The organism is Kribbella monticola (genome assembly GCF_003261635.1).
Taxonomy (GTDB): domain Bacteria; phylum Actinomycetota; class Actinomycetes; order Propionibacteriales; family Kribbellaceae; genus Kribbella; species Kribbella monticola.
Genome location: NZ_QFXK01000032.1, coordinates 15,582 through 38,096, shown reverse-complemented (window position 1 = coordinate 38,096; position 22,515 = coordinate 15,582). Strand labels below are relative to the sequence as shown.

The window sequence follows — 22,515 nt, the reverse complement described above, 5'->3', positions numbered from 1 at the left end:
GTGTGCGTCTCCTCAGCTGAGGAGTGGGTCGAGGAAGGGGTGGCATGCCGGAGCTGGCGGTCAGTACGCGGGGGTTGCGGAAGACGTATCGCACTCGGCGGGGGCGGAAGGTGGTCGCTGTTCAAGGGCTCGATCTCGACGTGCCGGTCGGGGGAGTGCACGGGTTTCTCGGCCCGAACGGATCCGGGAAGACGACCTCGATCCGGATGCTGCTCGGCCTGATCCGGGCGGACGCGGGCACGATGACGGTGTTCGACCAGGAGGTACCCCGGCACCTGCCGGACGTGGTCGGCCGGGTCGGTGCGATCGTCGAGTCGCCCAAGTTCTTCCCGGCCTTCACCGGCCGCAGGAACCTGGAGTTGCTCGCCGACGCGATCGGCGTACCGCGCAAGCGGGTCGGCGAGGTACTCGACGAGACGTCGCTGGGGGAGCGCGGCAAGGACCGGTTCAAGAGCTACTCGCTCGGGATGAAGCAGCGGCTCGCGATCGCGGCGACACTGCTCAAGGAGCCGGATCTGCTGATCTTCGACGAGCCGACGAACGGTCTCGACCCGGCCGGGATCCGGGAGATCCGCGAGACCATGCGCGGTCTGGGCGAACAGGGCCGGACCGTACTGGTCAGCAGTCACATCCTCGCCGAGGTCGAACAGGTCGCCGACACCGTCTCGATCATCGGCCACGGCCGGTTGCTGGCCTCCGGCACGGTCGCCGAAGTGATCGGCAACAGTACGGCGGCGACGGTAAAAGTTGCCGTCGACAACCATGAGTCGGCGACCCGGATCCTGACCGCGGCCGGCCTGACAGTGCGGGCCGACGGCAACTATCTGCTGGTGGACGGCGCCGAGTACTCCGCCGATGTCACCAGACGCCTGGCCCAGCACGAGTTGTACGTCTCCGAGCTGATCCCGGTGCGCGCCGACCTGGAATCGGTGTTCCTCGAACTCACCGCCGACGAAGGCCTGGGAGGCACCCGATGATCCGGCTCACCGGAGTCGAACTGCGCCGGCTGGTCTCCCGCCGGCTCGTCGTGATCGGGGTCGCCGCCCTGCTGCTGATCACCGGGATCATGCTCGTCGCCACCTGGCAGAACGCGAAACCACTGTCAGCGGCGGAGCAGCGCAACGCCCAGGTGAACTTCGAGCAGGCCCAGAAAGACTGGCAGGAGCACGGCGAGGAGTACAAGAAGCAGTGCCTGCAGGACTACCAGTCGCAGCCGGATCCGAAGCCGAAGCTCGAGGACTTCTGCCAGGTCAACCCGCCGACCCTCGACCAGTTCGGCAAGCCGATGGCGAAGTTCACGGAGCTGATGCCGGACCTGTTGCTCGGTTCGTCGTACCTGCTGGCGTTCGGCGCTTTCCTGATCGGAGCGAGCTTCGTCGGTGCCGAGTTCAGTAGCGGATCGATCAGCAACTGGCTCACCTTCGAACCGCGTCGGCTCCGGGTCTACGGGAGCAAGTTGATCGCGGCAGCGACGGGAATGCTCCCGGTCGCGGTGGTGCTGCTCGCGATTCTGCTGGCCGGCGTCTACCTGATCGTCGGCGCGCTGGGCACCACCGCCGGTACGACGGGCAAGGTCTGGGGCGACCTCTCCGGCACCGCGGGGCGGGCGGTCCTGATGGCTGCCGCGGCCGGTGCTCTCGGCGGCGTCCTGGCGCTCCTCCTGCGGCATACCGCTGCGGCAGTCGGGGTCGCGATGGGGTACCTCGTACTGGTCGAAGGTGTCTTCGGCGGCTTCCTGACCAAGGCCCAGCCGTGGCTGGTGCGGCTGAACTTCGACGCCTGGATCAAGCACGACACGACGTACCTCGTCGACAACTGCAGGTCGACGGCCGACGGCGGTTACCTCTGCACCCAGATCGAGAAGACGCTGAGCTTCGAGCACGGCGCCTGGTACCTCGGCATCGTCGTCGTGGTGCTGATCGCGCTCGGGGCCGGCGTCTTCCAGCGGCGCGATATCAGCTGAGCCGACTGGGCTCCGGACGAACGCCGGCCCCGGGTGGACGAACCACCCGGGGCCGGCGTCACGGAGTACTTGCTGTTGTCCGCTTTCCTTCCCTTTGTGCTGGGAAGGTCAGGCGGTGAGGCGCTCCTCGGTCGAGGCCGAGAACAGGTGCAGCTTGTCCGGCTGCGCCTCCAGGTGGATGATCGAGCCCTTCTCGACGGCCATCCGGGCGCCGATCTTGGCGACGATCTGCTGGTGGTTGCCGTCGTGCTCGGCGGTGCCGTAGAGGAACGCGTCAGCGCCGAGCTCCTCGATCACGGCGACCTTCACCGGGAGGCCGTTGTCGGAGACCTTGAAGGCCTCCGGACGGACACCCAGCGACACGGTCTTGTCGTTGCCGGCCTTGGCCAGGATGTCGCGCGAGACCGGGACGGTGTAGTCGCCCAGCTTGGCGCCACCCTCGACCAGGTCCGCGGTCAGCAGGTTCATCGCGGGCGAGCCGATGAAGCCGGCCACGAACAGGTTCTTCGGGTTGTCGTACAGGTTCAGCGGGGTGTCGACCTGCTGGAGCAGACCGTCCTTGAGCACCGCGACCCGGTCGCCCATCGTCATGGCCTCGACCTGGTCGTGGGTCACGTAGACGGTCGTGACACCGAGACGCTGCTGCAGCTCGGCGATCTGCGTACGGGTCTGGACCCGCAGCTTGGCGTCGAGGTTCGACAGCGGCTCGTCCATCAGGAAGACCTGCGGGTTACGCACGATCGCGCGGCCCATCGCAACACGCTGACGCTGACCACCGGACAGCGCCTTCGGCTTGCGGTCCAGGTACTCCTCGAGGCCGAGCAGCTTGGCGGCCTCCTGGACCCGCTTGGCGCGGTCCTCCTTGGAGACACCCTGCATCTTCAGCGCGAAGCCCATGTTGTCGGCGACCGACATGTGCGGGTAGAGCGCGTAGTTCTGGAACACCATGGCGATGTCCCGGTCTTTCGGCGGCTTGTGCGTGACGTCGCGCTCGCCGATGTAGATCGAACCCTCGTTGACCTCTTCGAGGCCGGCCAGCATCCGCAGCGAGGTGGACTTACCACACCCCGACGGGCCGACCAGAACCATGAACTCGCCGTCCTCGATCTCGAGGTTGAGCTTGTCGACGGCGGGCTTCTCCGAACCCGGGTAGATCCGGGTCGCGGACTTGAACGAGACAGTAGCCATGACGCTTCCTTCCTTCACCGGCAGGAACGTGCCGGACGATCCGAGTAAAGGCCCCCAGGCGGGGGTCCGCCCATCCTCGCCCGGCGACCAGCTCCTGACAAGGTGTACGGCGTGTGACCTGTCCGAACTGTTCACGGACTGGACAACTACGCGCAGGTTGACCGGCGCTTGAGTCTGCAATTTCTTGCACAATCTTGCTGCAATTTCGGGGCGCTTGGGTAAGGTGCCGCCGTGAGCAGTAGAGCGCGGCTGGCGGACATCGCCGCCAAGGCGGGGGTCAGCGAGGCGACGGTCTCCCGGGTACTGAACGACAAACCCGGGGTCGCCGAGGAGACCAAACAGTCGGTGCTGACCGCGCTCGACGTGCTCGGCTTCGAGCGCCCGACCCGGCTCAGACGCCGCTCGGCCGGCCTGATCGGCCTGGTGATGCCGGAGCTGATCAACCCGATCTTCCCGGCCTTCGCCCAGGTGATCGAGTCGGCCCTGTCGCAGCGCGGCTTCACGCCGGTCCTCTGCACCCAGTCGCCCTCGGGCGCGACCGAGGAGGAGTACGTCGAGATGCTGCTCGAGCGCGGCGTCTCGGGGATCATCTTCGTCTCGGGTCTGCACGCCGACACCGGCGCCGACCACGCGCGGTACCAGTCGCTGGTCGACCGCCACCTCCCAGTGGTGTTCGTGAACGGCTGGCTGCCCGGCGTCGAGGCGCCCTTCATCTCCTCCGACGAGTACGCCGCGATGGAGCTCGCCGTGACACATCTCGTGTCGCTCGGCCACCGCCGGATCGGGTTCGCCTCCGGACCGGAACGCTTCATCGTCGTCCAGCGGAAACTGGCCGGCTACCGCACCGCGATGAAAGCCCAGCTCGGGCTGTCCGACGACGAGGTGTCGGAGCTGGTGTCGCTGAGCATGTTCGGCGTCGAAGGCGGCGCCGCAGCGGCCCAGCGCCTTCTCGACCTCGGCGTCAGCGCGGTCGTCTGCGGCTCCGACATGATGGCGCTCGGCGTCATCCGAGCCGCCCGCCAACGCGGCCTCTCCGTCCCAGGCGACATCTCGGTCGTCGGCTACGACGACGCCCCCATGATGGAATTCACCGACCCCCCAATGACCACAGTCCGCCAACCCGTCCAGGCCATGGGCTTGGCGGCTGTCCAGTCGCTCCTGGAGGAGGTCCGCGGCCACGCGACTCCCCACACCGAATTCCTCTTCCGCCCGGAACTGGTCGTCCGCGGTACCACGGGACCGCGCAACGCCTGACGCCCGGACGCCCACACCATCAGTACTACGACCCGCGGGCCCGCTCGCCGCTCAGCGCCCACCTTCGTCGCGTCGGAAATCTCCCCACTGATGGCGTGGCGATCCGCCCAGCGGCCTCGGACGTTCCCAGGGGCGGCGGGAGCGTACGAGGTGCTTCGGCTCGGGATCGTCCCCTGCCGGGCAATCCCGAGCCGAAGGTCGGGGGTTATCTCGAGGTGTGGAAGGCGGCCTTGGTGGTGAAGCCGGCGAAGCCGTTGGCCCACAGGGAGTTGACCTGGGAGCGCTCGGTGGCGTCGGGGTACGGGTTGGTGCAGGACGGGCCGGGGCCGCCGCCGGACATCAGTTCGCTGCAAGGGCCGGAGTAGTGGTCGGGGAGGCCGAGGACGTGGCCGGTTTCGTGGGCGGTGATACGGACCGGGTCGTACTCCTGGGCCTGGGCGTAGTCGAGGAAGATGTAGCCGCTGCCGTGGCCGTCGGTGGAGGCGTACGAACCGCGGGAGTCGTTGCCTTCGGTGTAGTAGAAGTCGTAGTTGCTGCCCTCGACCAGGCGGACGTTGCTGACCGAGGAGTTCCAGATCGACGTACTGGAAGAGATCTGGGATGCGAAGCTCGGGGCGTCGACCGCGTAGGTGACGGTGACGGCGGCGAGTTTGTTGCCGGCTTTGGCCTGCTTGGCGCGCGCGGACTTCATGACCGCGTCGTAGAACGCCTTGGTGGCGGCTTCGTCCTGTGGCGAACCTGTGTACGTCGACACATGGGTCGGGGCGGAACTCGGGACGCTCGGCGCCGGGGAGGCGGCGGCGATGCCGGGGACTGCCAGGGCTGCGGCGGCGAGTCCGGCGAGGGACGTCAGGATACGGCGATGCGACATGGGAGGGCCTCACTCCGTGATCTGTGGCGGAAAGCGACCGGCGGATTACTGATCGCTACAGATCGGGATGTTGCCAAGCGGCGGAGAATTCCGCACCAGATCGGGAAGAAGGCAGGGGTTAACCCTCGCCGGCTGCTGCGCGGCCTATGCCGGTCATAGCTCGCCGGGTATGCCGACGTTCAGGATTCGGGCGCCTGGTCCGCGTTCGGCCAGCCGGTCCGCCTTGTTGTACAGGTTGCAGCGCTGCAGGCTGAGGCAGCCGCACCCGATGCAGCCGTCGAGGTCGTCGCGCAGGCGCTCGAGTTCGGAGATGCGCTCGTCGAGCCGGGTGCGCCAGGACTTGGAGAGCTTGCTCCAGTCGGCGCGGGTCGGCGTGCGGTCGTCGGGGAGCGAGTCCAGGGCCGACCTGATCTCGGACAGTGCGAGACCGACGCGCTGCGCCGCCTGGATGAAGGCGATCCGCCGGAGCGTACTGCGCTGGTACTGCCGCTGGTTGCCGGACGTCCGCCGGGACGCGATCAGCCCCTGCTCCTCGTAGAAGCGCAAGGCCGACGCGGCGACGCCGGATCGATGGGCGATCTCGCCGATCGACAGCCAGTGATCCTTGCTGGGAATGGTGTCCTCGGCCATGTCGCCACCCTAGAACCGCACACAAGAGCTGAACCTCCCTTGAACCCTGCCCGACACCCACCGGTACTACGGTGCGCCGGCTGAGGCCGTGCAGATGCGGCCGAGAACGTTGCTGGTGGCCAGGTTGTGCCCGCCGGAGGGCTGGAGGTGGTCGAGGTGGAAGGGGGTTGGAGGTGGGTGGTCGAGGTGGAAGGGGGTTGGAGGTGGGTGGTCGGGATGGGTGGCCGGGGTGTGGTCGGAGAACGTGGGTGTGATGTCGGGGCGGTTGTGGTGGGTGGTCGGGCTGGGGCTGGGGCTGGGGTCGGAGAACGTGGTGTGATGTCGGGGGCGGTTGTGGTGGGTGGTCAAGGGTGACGTCGGGGTCGGGTATACTTTTTCGCGTCGGTGCGCGAGTCGCGTCACCAGAGCATTTCCCAGGCGCTCCGACCCGTCGGTTTCAGCATCCCGCTGATGATTCCCCGGCGACATGGGTGCAACGCGATAGCACCCGCAGGTCGATGCCTTATCTCCTGCCTTGCACGTCAGATCCGGCCATTTTTGGTGGTCGGCACTTGCGTGCGGCTCCGATGCGGCATTGAGCCGTGACGTTGAGAGAGAGATTGCGTGTCCCAGCACCACCAGGACCAGTTTGTGCCCGCCGACGGCAACGAGGCCGCTGACCGGGCGAAGAAGCCGCGGCACAAGAAGTTCCAGACCCAGTCGTACGGCGAGCGGATGGCCGCCGAGCTGGACGCACCCACCACTCCCGGTACGGACCGTAGTTCCGCCCGGGTGGAGAAGCCTGCCCAGGTCGAGCGCCGCGGCGGACCCAGCCAGTACTCCGATCGTGGCAGCCGCGGCCCCGATCGCCGTGACAACGACCGGCGCGACGACCGCCGGGGCAACGACCGCCCCGTGCGCGGCTACCGCGCCGCCGAGCAGTCCCGCACCGAGCGCCCGGCGTACGAGAACCGCAACACCGAGCGCCCGGCGTACGAGAACCGGAGCAGCGAGCGTCCGGCGTACGAGAACCGGAATGCCCGCGCCGAGACCACGTCGTACCCGAAGAGCTCGTACCAGAAGAGCTCGTACGACAAGCCTTCGTTCGCGAAGACCGACAAGGGTGCCTACCGCAACGAGCGCACGGACCGCGACAGCCGCGGCTTCGACCGCCCGGAGCGCACGAGCTACCCGCGCAGCACAGACCGTCCCGAGCGGACGAGCTACCCGCGCAGCAACGACCGCCCGGAGCGCACCAGCTACCCGCGGAGCGCGGATCGCCCCGAGCGCACCAGCTACCCGCGCAGCAGCGAGCGGAGCGGTAACGACCGGAGCAGCTACCAGCGCAACGACCGCGCCAGCGACCGTGGTTACCAGCGTGACCCGGACCGTGACTACGAGCGTGTTCGCCCGCAGCAGGTCGAGATGCCGGTCGACCTCGGCGAGGTGGCCGAGGGCAACGGTTTCGCAGCCCTCGGACTCGCGCCGCGGTTGGTTCAGCGTTTGGCTCGCGACGGCATCACCGCGCCGTTCCCGATCCAGGAAGCGACCATCCCGGACGCGCTGGCCGGCAAGGACGTTCTCGGCCGCGGTCAGACCGGTTCCGGCAAGACCCTCGGGTTCGGCCTGCCGGCGCTGATGCGGCTGGCCGGTGGCCACACCGAGTCGCGCCGTCCGCGCGGCATGGTGCTGGTGCCGACCCGTGAGCTGGCGATGCAGGTGCACGACGCCCTCGAGCCGCTCGCCCACGTGATGGGTGTCTCGATCAAGCTGATCGCGGGCGGTCTGCCCTACCCGAAGCAGATCGAGTCGCTCCGTCGGGGTGTCGACCTGCTGATCGCGACGCCCGGCCGGTTGATCGACCTGTGCGAGCAGGGCGCTGCCGACCTCGGTGCCGTCGAGATCGCGGTCCTGGACGAGGCCGACCACATGTGCGACATGGGCTTCATGCCGGCCGTCACCACGCTGCTCGACATGACCCCGCCGAGCGGTCAGCGGCTGTTGTTCTCGGCGACGCTGGACAACGACGTCGACAAGATCGTGAAGACCTACCTGAAGGACCCGGTCACGCACTCGACCGAGTCCGGCCAGGCGTCGGTCAGCACGATGGAGCACCACCTGCTCGTCATCGAGCCGGCTCACAAGCAGTCGCTGACGGCCGAGCTGGCCAGCCGCGACGGCCGGACCATCGTGTTCGTCCGCACCAAGCTGGGCGCCGACCGCGTCGCCACCCAGTTGCGCGACCGCGGCGTGATGGCGGCGGCGCTGCACGGCGGCCTGACCCAGGGCGCCCGCAACCGCACGTTGGACCAGTTCAAGGACGGTTCCGTCCCGGTGCTGGTCGCCACGGATGTCGCTGCTCGCGGCATCCACGTCGACGACGTCGGCCTGGTCGTACAGGCTGACCCGGCGGCGGACCACAAGGACTACCTGCACCGCGCGGGCCGTACGGCGCGCGCCGGCGGCAAGGGTGCTGTCGTCACGCTCGTCCTGCCGCACCAGCGGCGCGGCATGATGCGCCTGGCCGAGTCGGCCGGTGTCGTCACCGAGCCGGTCCGGGTCCGCCCGGGCGACGAGAACGTGGCCGAGCTGACCGGCGGCACCAAGCCGTCCGGTTACCCGGTCAAGCTGCCCGCCCCGAAGCCGCAGCGCGGCAGCGGTGGCTTCAACAAGGGTGGCAAGCGGTTCGGTGGCGGCGGAAGCCGTCCGGGCCGTGGCTACGAGGGCCGTGGCAACAGCAGCGGCGGCGGTTACCGCGGCGGCCGTTCGGAGCGCACCGGTAACGGCAGGACTTTCGAGCCCCGCTGATCTACCGCATGCAGTGAAGAGGGCCCCCGGCAAGGCGGATTCAAGGGGTCGTTGCAACACCGCCTTGGTTTCTAGGTGGTGAGTAGATCACGCAAACGCTCGGCTGGGGTGTCCCAGTCGAGCGTTTTGCGTGGTCGGGCGTTGAGTTCTTGGGCGACGTGTTCGAGGTCTTCGGGTCCGTGGACGGACAGGTCGGTGCCTTTGGGGAAGTACTGGCGCAGCAGTCCGTTGGTGTTTCGTTGGTGCCGCGCTGCCAGGGTGAGTGTGGGTCGCAGAAGTAGACGGCGATGTCGGTGGCGATCGTGAACTGTTGGTGCCGGGCCATCTCGCAGCCCTGGTCCCAGGTCAGCGATCCGCGCAGGTGGTCGGGCAGGGTCTGCATTGTGGCGATGAGCCCGTCGCGGACCTGTTCGGCGTCGTGGCCGCCGGGCAGGTGGACCAGCAGGGTGTAGCGGGTGGTGCGCTCGACCAGGGTCGCGATCGCGGACCGGTTGCCCTCACCCATGATCAGGTCGCCTTCCCAGTGGCCGGGCACCGCGCGGTCGTCGACCTCGGCGGGCCGCTCGGACAGCATGATCATGTCGTCGACGAACCGGTGCTGGCGCTGATCGAGACGGCGTTGGGGTTTGCGTCTGGTTCGGCCGGTGCGCAGCGCGGTCTGGACTTCGCGTTTGAGGCCGCCGCGGGCCTGGAAATAGAGCGCCTGGTAGATCGTTTCGTGGCTCACGCGCATGCTCTCGTCATCGGGGAACTCTTTGACGAGCCTGTGGCAGATCTGCTCCGGTGACAACTTCCGCTCCAGCCCCCGTTCGACCTGCTCGCGCAGTACGGGGTCGGTGACGAGCTTGCAGGCCTTCGGGCGGGCCCGGGCCGTCGCCGCGTCACGGCGGGCCTGGTGCGGCAGGTAGATCCCTTCGATGCTGTGTGCGCGGACCTCGCGCGACACCGTGGACTTGTTCTTGCCCAGGCCGGCCGCGATCTGGGTGAAAGTCAGCTTGTTGATCACTCCGTCGGCGATCGCCAGCCGCTCATCCAAGGACAGATAACGGTCACTGATCACGCCATCGGCTGGTCCAGTCATGGAAGTCAGATACCGGGTTGCGGTGCCGGAGTCCACGACCCGCCCGTCAGGATGGATCCGTGTGTTGCCCACCTTGCGGACCCCGGCTCGCCAGTCCTGCCCGGTGCGCCGGTTCACGCCCACCTCCCGCGCCGCGCGGGTGTTCGACCAGCCTGCCTCGATCAACTCGGTGAACCGGACCCTGGCCTGCGCCTTGCCCCGCACGGTCCGCGCCGCGGGAACCAGCCCCGCCGCAACCACGATTCCCCGGGCAGCGTTGTGACTCAACCCGCTGGCAATGGCGGCACGACTGATACTCGCCGTCTGCCCGAACACCGCGATGACATGCTCCCGCAACGCGTCGGTGATGACCGTTCGCCGGCCCAACCTACGACCACGCGCCCGCAAGATCTCATAGCCCCGAGCACGCGTGATCCCCAACGATTCGCACGCCGCAGCGACCGGGACCCCCGAATCCACCAACCGCAACAACACATCACCGTGACGCTCAAAGTCCTCCACAAACGACATGGCCGCCGCAACTCCTCAAATCAAGGTGTTGCGACGACCACGTGAACCCGCCCAACAAGCCGGGGGCCCTTTCGCATGTCAGTTCTGCAAGGCCTGCAGCGCCTGCGCGAGGCGCTTCACGACCGTTTGTACTTCGTCGGACTCCAACGGCACCAGTTCGAGAACCAGGGCATCGGGCTGGGGCAGAACGAAGACGGCCGGTGAGCCGGTCTGAAGCTCGGCAGCTAGCTTTGCGGCATCGATGCCAGGGGCAACCTTCAGAAGAACCCTGGAGAGCGGCAGGCCGGTCGGATCGGGCAGTACCTCGGCGGTCAACCCAGGCAGCTGGTCGACCGCGGCCAGGAAGGTGCTCACCTTCGCGTCCTGGTCGGCCTCCCACTTGGCGCGGTCCATCGCCTGCCATTCCTCGAGGGCGGTCAGGACGCCGACCATGGCCTCCTTCGTCGCCTTCATCCCGCGACCGATGCCGTTCTCCTGAGCCCGAACCGCTTGGACCAGTCGCCGGTTGCCGACCACAAGTCCCGCCGTCGGCGATGCCAAATACTTCTGGCCACTCACCAGCACCAGGTCGGCGCCGCTGGCAAGCAGGTCGGCCGTTCGCGGGAACTGTGCCGCGCCGTCGATGATTGCCGGCACCCCACGCCGATGGGCGGCCTTGACCGCCGCCACCAGATCGACCGGCTCGCCGTGCACCAGTCGCGATGACACAAGCAACAGGCAGCACACATCGTCGACCGACAGCGCATCGTCCAGATCCGCTGTCGTACAACGGGTTTCGGACGATCCCGCAAGGATCACCGAAGCACCGGAGAGTCGCACCGCCTGCAGGATCGATTGCCCATAGCTCACCACGTGACCGGCCGGCAGGACCACCCGGTTGTGCAGATCCGTTGCGTCAGGCAACAATGCGATCCGGCGAGGATCGGTGCCGGTCATCGCGGCGGCGACGGCGAGCGTGATCGAGGCCGCCGTGCAATGAGTGATCGCACCGGCTTCGGCGCCGGTCGCGGCGGCGAGCGCTACACCCGCCCGGTCGGCGAGCTCGTGCATCACGAAGAACTCGGGCAGCGCCTCCGCGACCGCGGCGGCCACGCCGGCCGAGCTGCGCGACACGCCCAGGGGCGTGAACGTACCGTGCGCGTTGACGACCTCAGTCAGCCCATATCTCTCGCGAGCGCCCATGGTGGAAATCACCCTAGACCCGGATACCGGACGCTGGCGAGAGATCTGATCAAACTCGTGTCGCCCGATCAGTTCAAGGGCGGTTCAGAGGGCCGAAGCAAGCAGTTGATCGGCGAACGCCTCCAGCGCCTGTACCGCGGACTTGGTGTCCCGGTCGACCAGCCAGCCCAGCGTCACCCCGTCGGTGATGGCCAACGTCATCCGGGCCAGCTGCTCGGTCGGCAGGGACCACCGAGCGCCGGTCGCGCTCGACACCTCGGCGAGGATCTCGACGATCCCGGCCAGCTGACTCGCGCGCTGCTCCCGGGCGAGCGGTTCGGTCTCGGCGTTCCGCAAGGCCCAGCTGGTCAGCTCGTACGTCAGCAACTGGGCCTCCGGCGTCGCCTCGACCAGCTGCCAGAAGCCGAGGAACGCGTTGCGCACACTCGACGCGAGATCGGCGCCGGGCACGATCGCCTCCCGCGCGGCGACGATCTGAGCTTCGGTGATCACTCGGATCACCTCGTGCAGCAGCTCCTCCTTGGACCGGAAGCAGTAGTGCACGATGCCGACCGAGATGCCGAGCTCCTGCGCGATCCGCCGAGTGGTCGTCGCGGCCAATCCCTCCCGGGTGGCGACACGGATGGCAGCCTGCACCAGCTCCGCCCGCCGCACGTCAGCCGCTACCCGCGCCATCCAACTCCTCGTCAACGAAATGCCAGAGCTGACACAGTACGTCTTCCAGGTCAAGCGTCCAAGACTCTTGACCTGATGCTACTGGTGAGTCACAGTCGGTCCAGACGTTCCCTGCCGTCTCCTTTCGACGATCCCCCAGGGAGGACCCTGTGACGCGACCGCCCCGCCCATCACTTCGCAGTCACTCAGCCCGTGGCCACACCGCCCGCAGGACGAGAGCCCGTACGACGACCGCCGCCCTGGCCGTCGGTGCGCTGCTGGCGCTCGGACTGTCGACGCCGAGCCAGGCCAAACCCTTGGCGACCCAAGCCGCGGGACCCACCGACTACTGCGTCGGGCAGTGCGCGGACATCCTGCCGCCGGGTCAGAACGGCAACGCGACCTTCACGGATCTCCTTCTTTTCAAGGGATTCGGCACTCGCCCGGCGCACTTCAGCGACACCGTCAAGCCGTACGAGCGGCTGGTGTGGAACTCCCAGGGCATGACCGACGACGGCCTCGACCCGTACTACGACGACTCGTCGTTCGGCGTGAAGCCGGACGACGTCGCGAGCACCTACAGCCCGCGGCCGGATGTGACCATCGTGCGGGACAAGTCGCGCGGCATCCCGCACATCACCGGGACCACCCGCGAGGGCACCATGTTCGGCGCGGGCTATGCCGGCGCGCAGGACCGGTTGTTCGTGATGGACGTGTTCCGGCATCTCGGTCGCGGCCAGTTGACCCCGTTCGCCGGTGGTGCGGCGGCCAACCGCGCGTTCGAGCAGGAGTTCTGGCGGACCGCGCCGTACACCGAAGCGGATCTGCAGCGGCAGTTCGACAATGCCGACGAACTCTACGGTGCCGACGGTCTCAAGATGCAGAAGGACATCCAGGCCTGGGTCGACGGCGTCAACTACTACATCAACACGGTCGGCATCGCGTACCCCGGTGAGTACGTCGCCCTCGGCCTGCCGACCCCGCAACCGTGGAAGGTGACCGACGTGGTCGCTACGGCCGCGGTCGTGGCCGGCATCTTCGGCACCGGTGGTGGCGGCGAGATGGCCTCAGCACTCGCGCTGCTGGAGGCACAGGCGAAGTACGGCGTTGCCCAGGGCACCAAGGTTTGGGAGTCGTTCCGTTCGCAGAACGACCCCGAGGCGCCGACGACCGTGCACAACGGGACCACGTTCCCGTACGGAACAACCAGTGCGAACCCGGCCGGCCGCGCGATGCCGGACCGTGGTTCGGTGACGCCCGAGCCGGAGGTTGTAGACCAGACCGGCTCGGCGACCACCGCAACGGTTGCCCCGAAGAGCAGCACCGGCGTCAAGCCGCCGAACAAGACGCAGAGCAAGGAATCGCTGCGCGGCATCTTCAACGGCGGCGTCTTCCCAGAAGGCTTCGGTCCCAAGGGAATGTCGAACGCGCTGATGGTGTCGGGCCAGTACACCGAGAGCGGCAACCCGATCGCCGTCTACGGACCGCAGACCGGGTACTTCGCGCCGCAACTCCTGCTCCGCCAGGAACTCCAGGGACCAGGTGTCAGCTCACGCGGTATCGCCTTCGCCGGGCTGAACTTCTACACGCTGATCGGTCACGGCGCCGACTACTCCTGGAGCGCCACCTCGGCCGGCCAGGACATCACGGACACGTACGCCGTACCGCTGTGTGAGCCGGATGGCTCGACACCGACCAAGGCCTCGACGTACTACGTGTTCCGCGGCCAGTGTCTTCCGATCGAGAAACTCGAACGCCACAACGCCTGGTACTCCAGCCTCGGTTCGTCGGAGCCGGCCGGTTCGTACACGTTGGTTGCCCAGCGCACCAAACTCGGTATCGTCACGCATCGCGGCACGGTCGGTGGCAGGCCGGTGCTGTTCACCAGCAACCGCTCGACGTACGGGAACGAGGCCGGCTCGGCGCTCGGATTCATGCAGCTGAACGACCCGGACCGGATCCACTCCGCGGCCGACTTCAAGAGCGCGGCTAGCAACATCGGCTACACGTTCAACTGGTTCTACACGGACAAGACCGACATCGCGTACTTCAACTCCGGTGACAACCCCGTCCGCCCGGACGGGGCCGACCCGAACCTGCCGACCTGGGGCTACCCGCAGTACGAGTGGCAGGGCTGGAACCCGGATACGAACCGGGCGACGTACACGCCGGTGGCCCAGCATCCGCAGGTGGTCAACCAGGACTACCTGACCAGCTGGAACAACAAGCAGGCGCCAGGGTTCTCCGCGGCCGACGGCAACTTCGGCTACAACTCGGTCTACCGCAGCCAGCCGCTGGACGACCGGATCAAGTCGGTCATCTCGTCGGGGCAGAAGTTCACCCGCGGCAAGCTGGTCGAGGCGATGGAGAGCGCGGCGACGGTCGACCTGCGCGGCGACGAGGTACTGCCGTACCTGCTCCGGGTTCTGAAGAGCGCGCCGATCACGGATCCGGCCGTCGCGGACGCTGTCGCCAAACTGCAGGCCTGGCAGGCGGCCGGGAGCCATCGGAAGACGCCGAACGAGGCGTCCAAGACCTACGACCATGCCGAGGCGATTCGCATTCTCGACGCGTGGTGGCCGCTGTTGGTGCCGGCCGAGTTCCAGGGCCTTGGTCCGGATCTCTACAACGCGTTGGTGCACACCCAGAAGATCGACGAGCGGCCGAGCGCGCAAGGGTCCGCCTTCCAGAACGGCTGGTGGGGCTTCGTCCAGCGGGATCTGCGCAAGGTTCTCGGCGATCCGGTGAAGACCGCTCAGCCGGTGACGTTCTGCGGCGGTGGCTCGTTGGCGGCCTGTCGTTCGGTGCTGGCCGACTCGTTGCTGGCAGCAACAAAGGTGCCGGCGACCACGACGTACCCGGCGACGGCGGACTGTGCCGCGGGCGACCAGTTCTGTGCCGACCAGATCGTCCACCAGCCGATGGGCGGGATCACCCAGGACCGGATGGCATGGGTCAACCGGCCGACGTACCAGCAGGTGGTCGAGTTCCCGGCCCGCCGGGGCGACGACGTCAGCAACCTGGCGCTGGGGAAGACGGCGACGGCGAGCAGTGCGGAGACCGGCTGGTTCAACTCGCCACCACCGAACGCCGTCGACGGCAATCTGGCGACTCGGTGGGCGAGCAACTGGTCGGATCCGCAGTGGCTGAAGGTGGACCTCGGCAGCGAGCAGTCCATCCGCCGGGTGGTGCTGAACTGGGAGGCCGCCTACGCCACGGCGTACAGGGTCGAGGTGTCCCGGGACAACGTGAACTGGCAGCAGGTGTTTGCCACCAGCAACGGGGACGGTGGTGAGGACGTGGTGCGGTTCGGCGCGACCCCGGCGCGCTACGTCCGGGTCACCGGCACGAAGCGGGCGACGTCGTACGGATACTCGCTGTACGAGTTGCAGGTCTTCCGCCTGTGACGACCTGTGGGCTGGAAAGATGACGGCATGAACCAGAACTTTCCCCCGAACCCGAACCAGCCGCCGTACCCGCCGCAGGGTTACCAGCAGGGCCCTCCGCCCGGATACGCGCCGCCGCCACCGCAGCCCGGTTACCAGCAGGGCCCGCCGCCGCAGGGCTACGGGCAACCGGGCTACGGCCAGGCGCCTGGCGGCTACCAGCCGACCCAGCAGTCGAACGTGCCGCACGTGGCGCCGCAGGGTTCGCCGTACCCGGTGCTGGTCTCGACCATGAACGACCTGCCCGGGTACACGGCCGAGAAGGTGTTCGGCGAGGTGTTCGGGCTGACCGTGCGCAGCCGTGACTTCGGCTCGAACTTCACCGCGAGCTTCCGCTCACTCGGCGGCGGCGAAGTACCGGAGTACACCCAGATGCTGGCCGAGTCGCGGCACGTCGCGGTGATGCGGATGTGCCAGATGGCCCAGCAGATGGGCGCGAACGCCATCCTCGCGATGCGCTTCGACTGCAACGAGATCGCCCAGACGATGAGCGAGGTGGCCGCGTACGGCACCGCCGTGATCGTCCGGAAGGTAGAGCCGCCACGGCCGCAGGACGCCCCTGCCGCCAAACCCGATGAGGATGATGCGAATGACTGCTGAGCCACTCGTTTTCGGCCCGGATTTCAAGTGGGGGGTCTCGGCGTCGGCGTACCAGATCGAGGGAGCCGTGACCGAGGGCGGTCGCGGCATCTCGACCTGGGACACGTTCTGCGCCGAACCGGGCCGGATCCTGAACGGCGGCACCGGAGCAGTGGCGTGCGACCACTACCACCGGTACGCCGAGGACGTGGCGCTGATGCGGGACCTCGGCGTCGACGTGTACCGGTTCTCGTTCGCGTGGCCGCGGATCCAGCCGACCGGTCAGGGCCCGGCGAATCCCGCCGGGCTCGACTTCTACGACCGGCTGATCGACGAGTTGCTCGGCGCCGGCATCACGCCGGCGCCGACCCTGTACCACTGGGACACCCCGCAGCCGCTGGAAGACGCGGGCGGCTGGCTGTCCCGTGACATCACCTCGCGGTTCGCCGACTACGCCTCGATCCTGGCCGAGCGGTTCGCCGACCGGGTGCCGATGTGGATGACCATCAACGAGCCGATGGTGCTGACGCTGGTCGGGTACGCGATGGGTGGCCACGCGCCCGGCAAGGCGCTCGGGTTCGAGGCGCTACCGGTGGCGCATCACCAGTTGCTCGCGCACGGCCGCGCAGTACAGGCGTTGCGGGCCGGTGGTGCCGCCGAGATCGGGATCGCCACCAACCACGCCCCGACCTGGCCGGCCAGCGACAGCCCCGAGGACGGCGAGGCGGCCGCTCTCTACGACAACCTGATCAACTGGCTGTTCGCCGATCCGATCGTGCTCGGGCGCTACCCCGAGGGTCTCGGCGAGGCGATGCCCGGACCGGTCGCGGAGGACCTCGAGGTGATCTCGACGCCGCTGGACTTCTTCGGGCTCAATCACTACTCGCCGACCCGCGTCGGCGCGCCGACGGGCAACCCGGACAGTGCCGCGACCGATGGTCTCCCGCTGCCCGAGGGCCTGCCGTTCGAGCCGCGGTCGATCGAGGAGTACTCGAAGACCGACTTCGGCTGGCCGATCGTGCCCGAGGCGTTCGGCGAGATCCTGCGCACCTTGAAGGACCGGTACGGCGACCGGTTACCGCCGCTCTACATCACCGAGAACGGCTGCGCGATCAACGACGGCCCGGTCGACGGCGAGGTTGCGGACCAGCGCCGGATCGACTACCTGGACGGGTACCTCCGCGAGCTCCGGAAGGCGACGGACGACGGCATCGACGTTCGCGGGTACTTCCAGTGGTCGCTGCTGGACAACTTCGAGTGGGCCGCCGGGTACTCCCAGCGCTTCGGCCTGGTCCACGTCGACTTCGAGAGTCAGGTCCGCACGCCGAAGGCGTCGTACCACTGGTACCGCGACCTGATCACCAAGAGCCGGGGATGACCACCGGTCCGGCTGTGTCCGCGGCGCTCGCGGAGCCGATCGCCGCCGTTCGCGGCCGGTGGACGGCTGCCGTCGTACTGACGAATGTCGGCGTGTTCGCCGCCTGGGTCGGACCGATCCAGGTGCTGCTCGCGCAGCAGTCCGATAAGATTGCCCCGGGCAACAAAGAGTTCGTCTTCGGACTGGTGACCGGGGTCGGCGCGGCGGTGTCGGTCTTCGCGAACCCCTTGTTCGGGGCGATTTCCGACCGGACCAGATCTCGGTTCGGCCGCAGGGTGCCGTGGGTGCTGATCGGTGCTGTGGGTGGTGTCGTCGGGCTGCTGATCCTGGCCGGCGCCGGCGCGGTGGCCTGGATGCTGCTCGGTTGGGGCCTCGTGCAACTGTTCTGCAACGCGTTGCTGGCGGCCGTCACGGCAGCGGTACCGGACCGGGTGCCGCGGAAGCAGCGCGGTGTCGTCGGTGGCTGGGTCGCGCTGGCGCAGACCCTCGGTGGACTGGCCGGCGTTGGCCTGGCCACCATCGTCGGCGGCATCGGGACCGGCTACGTGGCCTGCGCGATCTTCCTGCTCGTCTCGGTCGTTCCGTACCTGCTGATCAGCGGCGACCAACGGCTGCTGGAGCGGCCTACCCTTGTCTGGCGAGATTTCGCGCGGGGCTTCTGGCTCGACCCGCGCCGCTTCCCGGACTTCGGCTGGGCCTGGATGACCCGCTTCCTGCTCAACCTCGGGAACTCACTCGGCACGCTCTACTTGTTCTTCTATCTGCAGGACGAAGTCGGGTACGCCGATCCCGGCACCGGCGTGCTCATCCTGGTCGCGATCTACAGCCTGTGTGTGCTGCTGACCGCGGTCGGATCCGGGAGGTGGTCGGACCGGCTGGGGCGGCGCAAGATCTTCGTCACCTGGTCCGGTGCGGTGATGGCCGTCGGAGTGGTGCTGTTCGCCGCCTGGCCGACCTGGACCGGCGCGATCCTCGCGGCCGTCGTGCTCGGGATCGGGTTCGGGGTCTACCTGTCGGTGGACTTCGCGCTGCTCACCGAGGTGCTGCCGAACGCCCGCGACCGGGCGAAGGACCTGGGCGTCATCAACATCGCCAACTCGCTGCCGCAGGTGATCGCTCCGGCGATCGCCGCACCGGTGGTCAAGTACGCCGGCGGCTACCCGGTCCTCTACGGCCTGGCCGCGGCAGTCACCGTCGCGGGCGCGGTGCTGGTCCGCAAGATCCGGATAGTCTCCTGATCATGCCGCTGTATTCGTTCGAGGGCGTCAGCCCCACCGTGCACCCGGAAGCCTGGATCGCGCCGACGGCCACTCTGGTCGGTGACGTGGTCGTCGAGAAGGGCGCCTCCATCTGGTACGGCGTGGTGATCCGCGCCGACCTCGGCCGGATCGTCATCCGCGAAGGCGCGAACATCCAGGACAACTCGGTGATCCACGTCGGGGACGGTGTCTGCGAGGTCGGCAAGAACGCCACCGTCGGTCACCAGTGCCTGGTGCACGACTGCACGGTCGGCGAGCAGGCGCTGATCGGCAACGGCGCGATCGTCCTCGACGGCGCCGTGATCGGCGAGCGGACCCTGATCGCCGCAGGTGCAACGGTCACGCCGGGGTCGGTGATTCCACCGGAATCAGTTGCCTTAGGCAGCCCTGCCAAGAAGATCATCCCGCTCGAAGGCACCGCCAAGCTCTTCGTCGACCACAACGCCACCGTGTACCACCACCTGGCCCGGCGTCACGCCGCCTCGGTGGAACTGGTCGAGCCTTAACGGCTCACACAGTCGGTCGCCTTGTTGCGCCAGCCGTGGTTGTAGCGGTTGGCAACCTTGGTGACGAAGTTCGTGATGCCGTCTTCGTCGTAGCTGTCGAACCGCTGCAGTCGTTGCCAGCCGGTGGCGGCGATGCCGTGGTCGAGTGTCGGGTACGGCGCGATGACAGCGTCTCGCGGGTACTGGCGGCCGATCCGCTCGATCTTCTCGACGTCGGCGGGCGCCACGTCAGCGGCGTACTGGATCAGCACGTGACCGTGTTCGAGGATGTGCACCTGCAGTTCCTCGGGGATCGGCTCGCGGTAGATCCCGGGGATGACGACCCGCGGCGAGTGTGGCCCGGACGTGGGTGGCTTCGTCTTGTACGGCGCGTGCGACGCGCCCTGGTACGCGATGTGGTTGTTGCCCTCGAACGGTTCCGGCGTACCGGGCACCTGATCGCACGGTAGCGCGGTCTTGTCGTCGAACTGGTTCAGCAGTACGCCGAACGCCAGACTCGACATCGTCAGGACGCTGAGCACGGTGACCAGAATGCCGATCGCCAGGCCCATCCGGCGCGGCCGCAGCCGGTTGATCAGCGGTTGACTCATGCGACTGCCCTCCGGGCCCGAAGCCGGTTGCGGACCACCACGAACAGCGGCAGCGTGACGTCCAGCAGCGTGAAACTGATCAGCAGCAGGCCTTCCCACCAGTAGAAACTGGCGATCGGCGCGCCGAACAGGATGCCCAGCGACCAGCCGAGCGCCACCTTCGCGCTCGGCAGCACGAACTCCCACGCGAAGAACACCATCCAGATCAGGCCGGCCAGATAGAGCAGCCGGTACCAGCGGGCGACTCGAAGGTCACGCGGGTTCGCGTCCCGCAGGATGGTTGCTTCCTCAGGCCGCAGTTTGCGGATCAGCCGCTTGAGCGAGAGCCGGGTGACCTGGTGCAGGTTGTTGCAGCCGGTCGCCGTCGCCATCACGAGGTACATGTCGGTGCGCAGATAGGCCAACGTCTGGAAGGCCAGTTTCGCGACCTGGCTGAGCACGACCATCGCGAGGATGCGAATGAGACCCGGTGGCAGCTCGATCCAGCCGTGCGACCAGGCGTACCGCGGGGCGACCGCGGCGAACAGGATGACGCTGTCGATCCCCATCCCGGCAAGAAAAGGCCCGTACCGCTTGGCCGGCGGCAAGGCCCACAGCCCGGACAGATCGGTCTCCAGCACGGGAAACACGCCACGCCGCTCGAGCCGGAGCTGCGACGGTACGCCGACCGCCGCGCCGGCGAAGGCGTGCCAGATCTCGTGCAGGATCGTCAGCAACACCACCACGATGTTGGTCAGCAACAGGCTGGCCGCAATGTCGGGAAACACGAAGGTGTCCTCGTACGTCGGCCGCAGCGACGGCTCGGCGACGAACATCCACAGCGTGCTGAGCAGACAGCCGGCGTAGAACGTCCAGGCCACCTTGCCGAACAGCGGTTTCACCACCCAGGCAGGAACCCGGGACACCGACCAGACCTTCGCCTTGGCCACTTCGGTCCGGTCGCTGATGATCCCGGCCTCGACGAGCACCTCGGCGAAGTCGAGCGCGTCGATCGGCTCGCCGGTCTCCTGCTCGAGTGCTGTCGCGGCTTCGGCGACCGACCGGCCGGCCGCGAACAGCTCGACCAGCCGTGCGCCGAGCTCGGGGACCACGACGAAGGTGCCGGTGGCGGGATCGCCCACGACGTACTCGTCCTCGTTCTCCTGCCGGACGATGAGGTGGCCGACGGCGAGCCGGCTGTCGGCGTCGAGGGTGATCATCCGACCCAGCCACAGGTGTCGCACTTCTTGCCGGCGGTCGGGCGGACGACGTAGTGGTACGTCAGGTCGGTGAGGCTGAGGTGGAACATGCCGCCGCGCGTGCTGGTCGGGATTCCGCCCAGGTGATAGACGGCGTCCAGGGCGGCGAGGTGTCCGGTGAGGTTGGCAGTCGGCGCGATCACGGCATGCCCCTCGAACGGGAACAGGTCTTCCGGGTCGGTGCCGTGCTTGTCCTTGAGGCGGTCCTCCACACTCGGAAGGCAAGCAGGGCAACAGGTTTCGCCCGGAACGTAGAGGCCGACGACGGCCATCGGACCGGCGTACTGGGCGATCATCCAGGGCGTGCCGGTGCGCAGGGCGGCCTCGTTGGTCCACTCGCGAATGAGGAACATCGGCTGGTCGGCACACAGCACCAGCAGGTCGGCGTCCTCCATCAGCGCGGCGACCGAGTCGGTGGAATCGACCCGGAGCTCGGCGCCGGTGACCTCGGTATGGGAGTTGATGCGGCTGAGTCGATCGACCGCCACCGCCACCTTCGGCTGGTCGATGTCGTCCTCGGTGTAGAGGAGTTGGCGCGTCAGGTTCCCGGCTTCCACGGTGTCGAAGTCCACGCAGTGCACCCGGCCGACGCCCGCGGCCACCAGGGATGAGGCGACTGCCGATCCGGTGCCGCCAAGACCCAGGACGACGACGCGGGACGACTTGAGCCGGGATTGGACCTCGTACGGGGAGCTGCGCGGGGTCAGATCCACCCACGCGTGGTACCGGATCGCTCTTTCGTAGCGCTCGATCTCGGCCGGACTCAGGTTGGCCGGCGGCTCCGCGGCGGCGTCCTCGACGTACCCGGCGTCGATGATCGCCTGCAGCGCGTCCTCGGCTTCGCCCTCGGTCAGCTCGGGATGGTCGGCAATGAGTGCGGCGGCGATCTCTGGGCGCTCGCGGCTGCCGTCCATCAGCGCGAGGAGCCGCCAGATCATGCCGTCCTCGTCGTCGATCTCCGCACCGATCCCGACCTGTGCGCCGCCGATCCTGATCAGCGTGGGCGTCAGCCGCACCGGCTTGTGAATGCCCTTGATCCGTGGCCGTCGCATGTCTGTCCCCTCCCCAGGAAGTACGGCCGGCGCTGACCGGCCGGCCGGACGATCGGGGCGCGGGTGCTCCACGCCCCGATCGCGACGATCAGCCGCAGGCCGCGTTGCGGCAGCCGGGGTCCGTGATGATCAGCACGGTGGTCTCCAGCTTCTCGAGCTTGCGCACGAGCACCTTGCGGGGTTCGGGCTTGACGTCCTTCTTGTCCATGACTTCCTCCGTCGAATCGATGGAACCGAAAGCGCGGTGGGCCCGTCCGCGCCCCGTCATTAGAGCACCACGATCCGCGAATTCCAAGACATTCTTCGGGGTATTGCCGGAGAGGTTTTTAAACAAACGAATAACTACG

The 22,515-nt window shown here is 67.8% G+C and carries 17 protein-coding genes and 1 pseudogene; 9 read left to right on the top strand and 9 right to left on the bottom strand.

Annotated features, from left to right (window positions below; translation table 11 throughout):
- Nucleotides 1–44 precede the first annotated feature (44 nt).
- Both DIZ26_RS22255 and DIZ26_RS22250 read left to right on the top strand, forming a co-directional pair.
- On the top strand, nucleotides 45–977 hold the full coding sequence (locus DIZ26_RS22255; protein ID WP_112244592.1) for an ATP-binding cassette domain-containing protein: 933 nt from the start codon (nucleotides 45–47) through the stop codon (nucleotides 975–977).
- Nucleotides 974–1,963: an ABC transporter permease subunit gene (locus tag DIZ26_RS22250; RefSeq protein WP_112244590.1), complete on the top strand. Its 990-nt coding sequence runs from the start codon at nucleotides 974–976 to the stop codon at nucleotides 1,961–1,963. Before DIZ26_RS22255 ends, DIZ26_RS22250 begins: the two co-directional genes overlap by 4 nt.
- 108 nt (nucleotides 1,964–2,071) lie before the next feature.
- On the opposite strand, the gene DIZ26_RS22245 is transcribed toward DIZ26_RS22250, so the two are convergent.
- Nucleotides 2,072–3,151: an ABC transporter ATP-binding protein gene (locus DIZ26_RS22245; protein WP_112244588.1), complete on the bottom strand. Its 1,080-nt coding sequence runs from the start codon at nucleotides 3,149–3,151 to the stop codon at nucleotides 2,072–2,074.
- Between the two features lie 231 nt (nucleotides 3,152–3,382).
- On the opposite strand from DIZ26_RS22245, the gene DIZ26_RS22240 reads away from it, so the two are divergent.
- Nucleotides 3,383–4,405, top strand: a complete 1,023-nt coding sequence (locus DIZ26_RS22240; RefSeq protein WP_112244586.1) for a LacI family DNA-binding transcriptional regulator — start codon at nucleotides 3,383–3,385, stop codon at nucleotides 4,403–4,405.
- A gap of 205 nt (nucleotides 4,406–4,610) precedes the next feature.
- Here the strand turns inward: DIZ26_RS22240 and snpA are convergent, their stop codons facing one another.
- Nucleotides 4,611–5,276, bottom strand: a complete 666-nt coding sequence (gene snpA, locus DIZ26_RS22235) for a snapalysin (RefSeq protein WP_198676226.1) — start codon at nucleotides 5,274–5,276, stop codon at nucleotides 4,611–4,613.
- A gap of 153 nt (nucleotides 5,277–5,429) precedes the next feature.
- Nucleotides 5,430–5,906 carry a redox-sensitive transcriptional activator SoxR gene (gene soxR, locus DIZ26_RS22230; RefSeq protein ID WP_112244584.1) on the bottom strand — a complete coding sequence of 159 codons (477 nt, stop codon included), beginning with the start codon at nucleotides 5,904–5,906 and terminating at the stop codon, nucleotides 5,430–5,432.
- A gap of 603 nt (nucleotides 5,907–6,509) precedes the next feature.
- Here soxR and DIZ26_RS22225 point away from each other — a divergent pair.
- Nucleotides 6,510–8,693, top strand: coding sequence for a DEAD/DEAH box helicase (locus tag DIZ26_RS22225; RefSeq protein WP_112244582.1), 2,184 nt, complete (start codon nucleotides 6,510–6,512; stop codon nucleotides 8,691–8,693).
- A 71-nt stretch (nucleotides 8,694–8,764) separates the two neighbouring features.
- Here DIZ26_RS22225 and DIZ26_RS22220 read toward each other — a convergent pair.
- The 3 genes and pseudogenes from DIZ26_RS22220 to DIZ26_RS22210 all read right to left on the bottom strand — a co-directional run bounded on the left by DIZ26_RS22220 (nucleotide 8,765) and on the right by DIZ26_RS22210 (nucleotide 12,141).
- Nucleotides 8,765–9,939: pseudogene (locus DIZ26_RS22220) on the bottom strand (IS30 family transposase).
- Nucleotides 9,940–10,362: 423 nt separating this feature from the next.
- On the bottom strand, nucleotides 10,363–11,466 hold the full coding sequence (locus tag DIZ26_RS22215; RefSeq protein WP_112244580.1) for an aminotransferase class V-fold PLP-dependent enzyme: 1,104 nt from the start codon (nucleotides 11,464–11,466) through the stop codon (nucleotides 10,363–10,365).
- A gap of 84 nt (nucleotides 11,467–11,550) precedes the next feature.
- Nucleotides 11,551–12,141, bottom strand: a complete 591-nt coding sequence (locus DIZ26_RS22210; protein WP_112244578.1) for a TetR/AcrR family transcriptional regulator — start codon at nucleotides 12,139–12,141, stop codon at nucleotides 11,551–11,553.
- A gap of 149 nt (nucleotides 12,142–12,290) precedes the next feature.
- Here DIZ26_RS22210 and DIZ26_RS22205 point away from each other — a divergent pair, with 149 nt between their 5' ends.
- From DIZ26_RS22205 to DIZ26_RS22185, 5 genes are read left to right on the top strand one after another with little or no spacing between them, the layout of a single operon-like run.
- On the top strand, nucleotides 12,291–15,527 hold the full coding sequence (locus DIZ26_RS22205; RefSeq protein WP_112244576.1) for a penicillin acylase family protein: 3,237 nt from the start codon (nucleotides 12,291–12,293) through the stop codon (nucleotides 15,525–15,527).
- A gap of 27 nt (nucleotides 15,528–15,554) precedes the next feature.
- Complete coding sequence (locus DIZ26_RS22200) at nucleotides 15,555–16,166, top strand: YbjQ family protein (RefSeq protein ID WP_112244574.1); 612 nt, start codon at nucleotides 15,555–15,557, stop codon at nucleotides 16,164–16,166.
- Nucleotides 16,156–17,523 carry a GH1 family beta-glucosidase gene (locus DIZ26_RS22195; RefSeq protein WP_112244572.1) on the top strand — a complete coding sequence of 456 codons (1,368 nt, stop codon included), beginning with the start codon at nucleotides 16,156–16,158 and terminating at the stop codon, nucleotides 17,521–17,523. The genes DIZ26_RS22200 and DIZ26_RS22195 overlap by 11 nt, the downstream gene beginning before the upstream one ends.
- Entirely contained in the window at nucleotides 17,520–18,761 is a 1,242-nt protein-coding gene (locus tag DIZ26_RS22190) for an MFS transporter (RefSeq protein WP_112244570.1), read from the top strand. The genes DIZ26_RS22195 and DIZ26_RS22190 overlap by 4 nt, the downstream gene beginning before the upstream one ends.
- Nucleotides 18,762–18,763: 2 nt before the next feature.
- Nucleotides 18,764–19,288: a gamma carbonic anhydrase family protein gene (locus tag DIZ26_RS22185; protein WP_112244568.1), complete on the top strand. Its 525-nt coding sequence runs from the start codon at nucleotides 18,764–18,766 to the stop codon at nucleotides 19,286–19,288.
- Here the strand turns inward: DIZ26_RS22185 and DIZ26_RS22180 are convergent.
- The 3 genes from DIZ26_RS22180 to DIZ26_RS22170 are packed head-to-tail and all read right to left on the bottom strand — an operon-like array spanning nucleotide 19,285 to nucleotide 22,168.
- Nucleotides 19,285–19,878: a DUF3105 domain-containing protein gene (locus tag DIZ26_RS22180; protein ID WP_112244566.1), complete on the bottom strand. Its 594-nt coding sequence runs from the start codon at nucleotides 19,876–19,878 to the stop codon at nucleotides 19,285–19,287. The genes DIZ26_RS22185 and DIZ26_RS22180 overlap by 4 nt on opposite strands.
- Nucleotides 19,875–21,077 (bottom strand): PqqD family protein, encoded by a 1,203-nt coding sequence (locus DIZ26_RS22175; RefSeq protein ID WP_112244564.1) that lies wholly within the window; start codon nucleotides 21,075–21,077, stop codon nucleotides 19,875–19,877. The genes DIZ26_RS22180 and DIZ26_RS22175 overlap by 4 nt, the downstream gene beginning before the upstream one ends.
- A complete protein-coding gene (locus DIZ26_RS22170; RefSeq protein ID WP_112244562.1) occupies nucleotides 21,074–22,168 on the bottom strand; it encodes a HesA/MoeB/ThiF family protein in 1,095 nt (364 codons plus the stop codon). Before DIZ26_RS22170 ends, DIZ26_RS22175 begins: the two co-directional genes overlap by 4 nt.
- Nucleotides 22,169–22,515 lie beyond the last annotated feature (347 nt).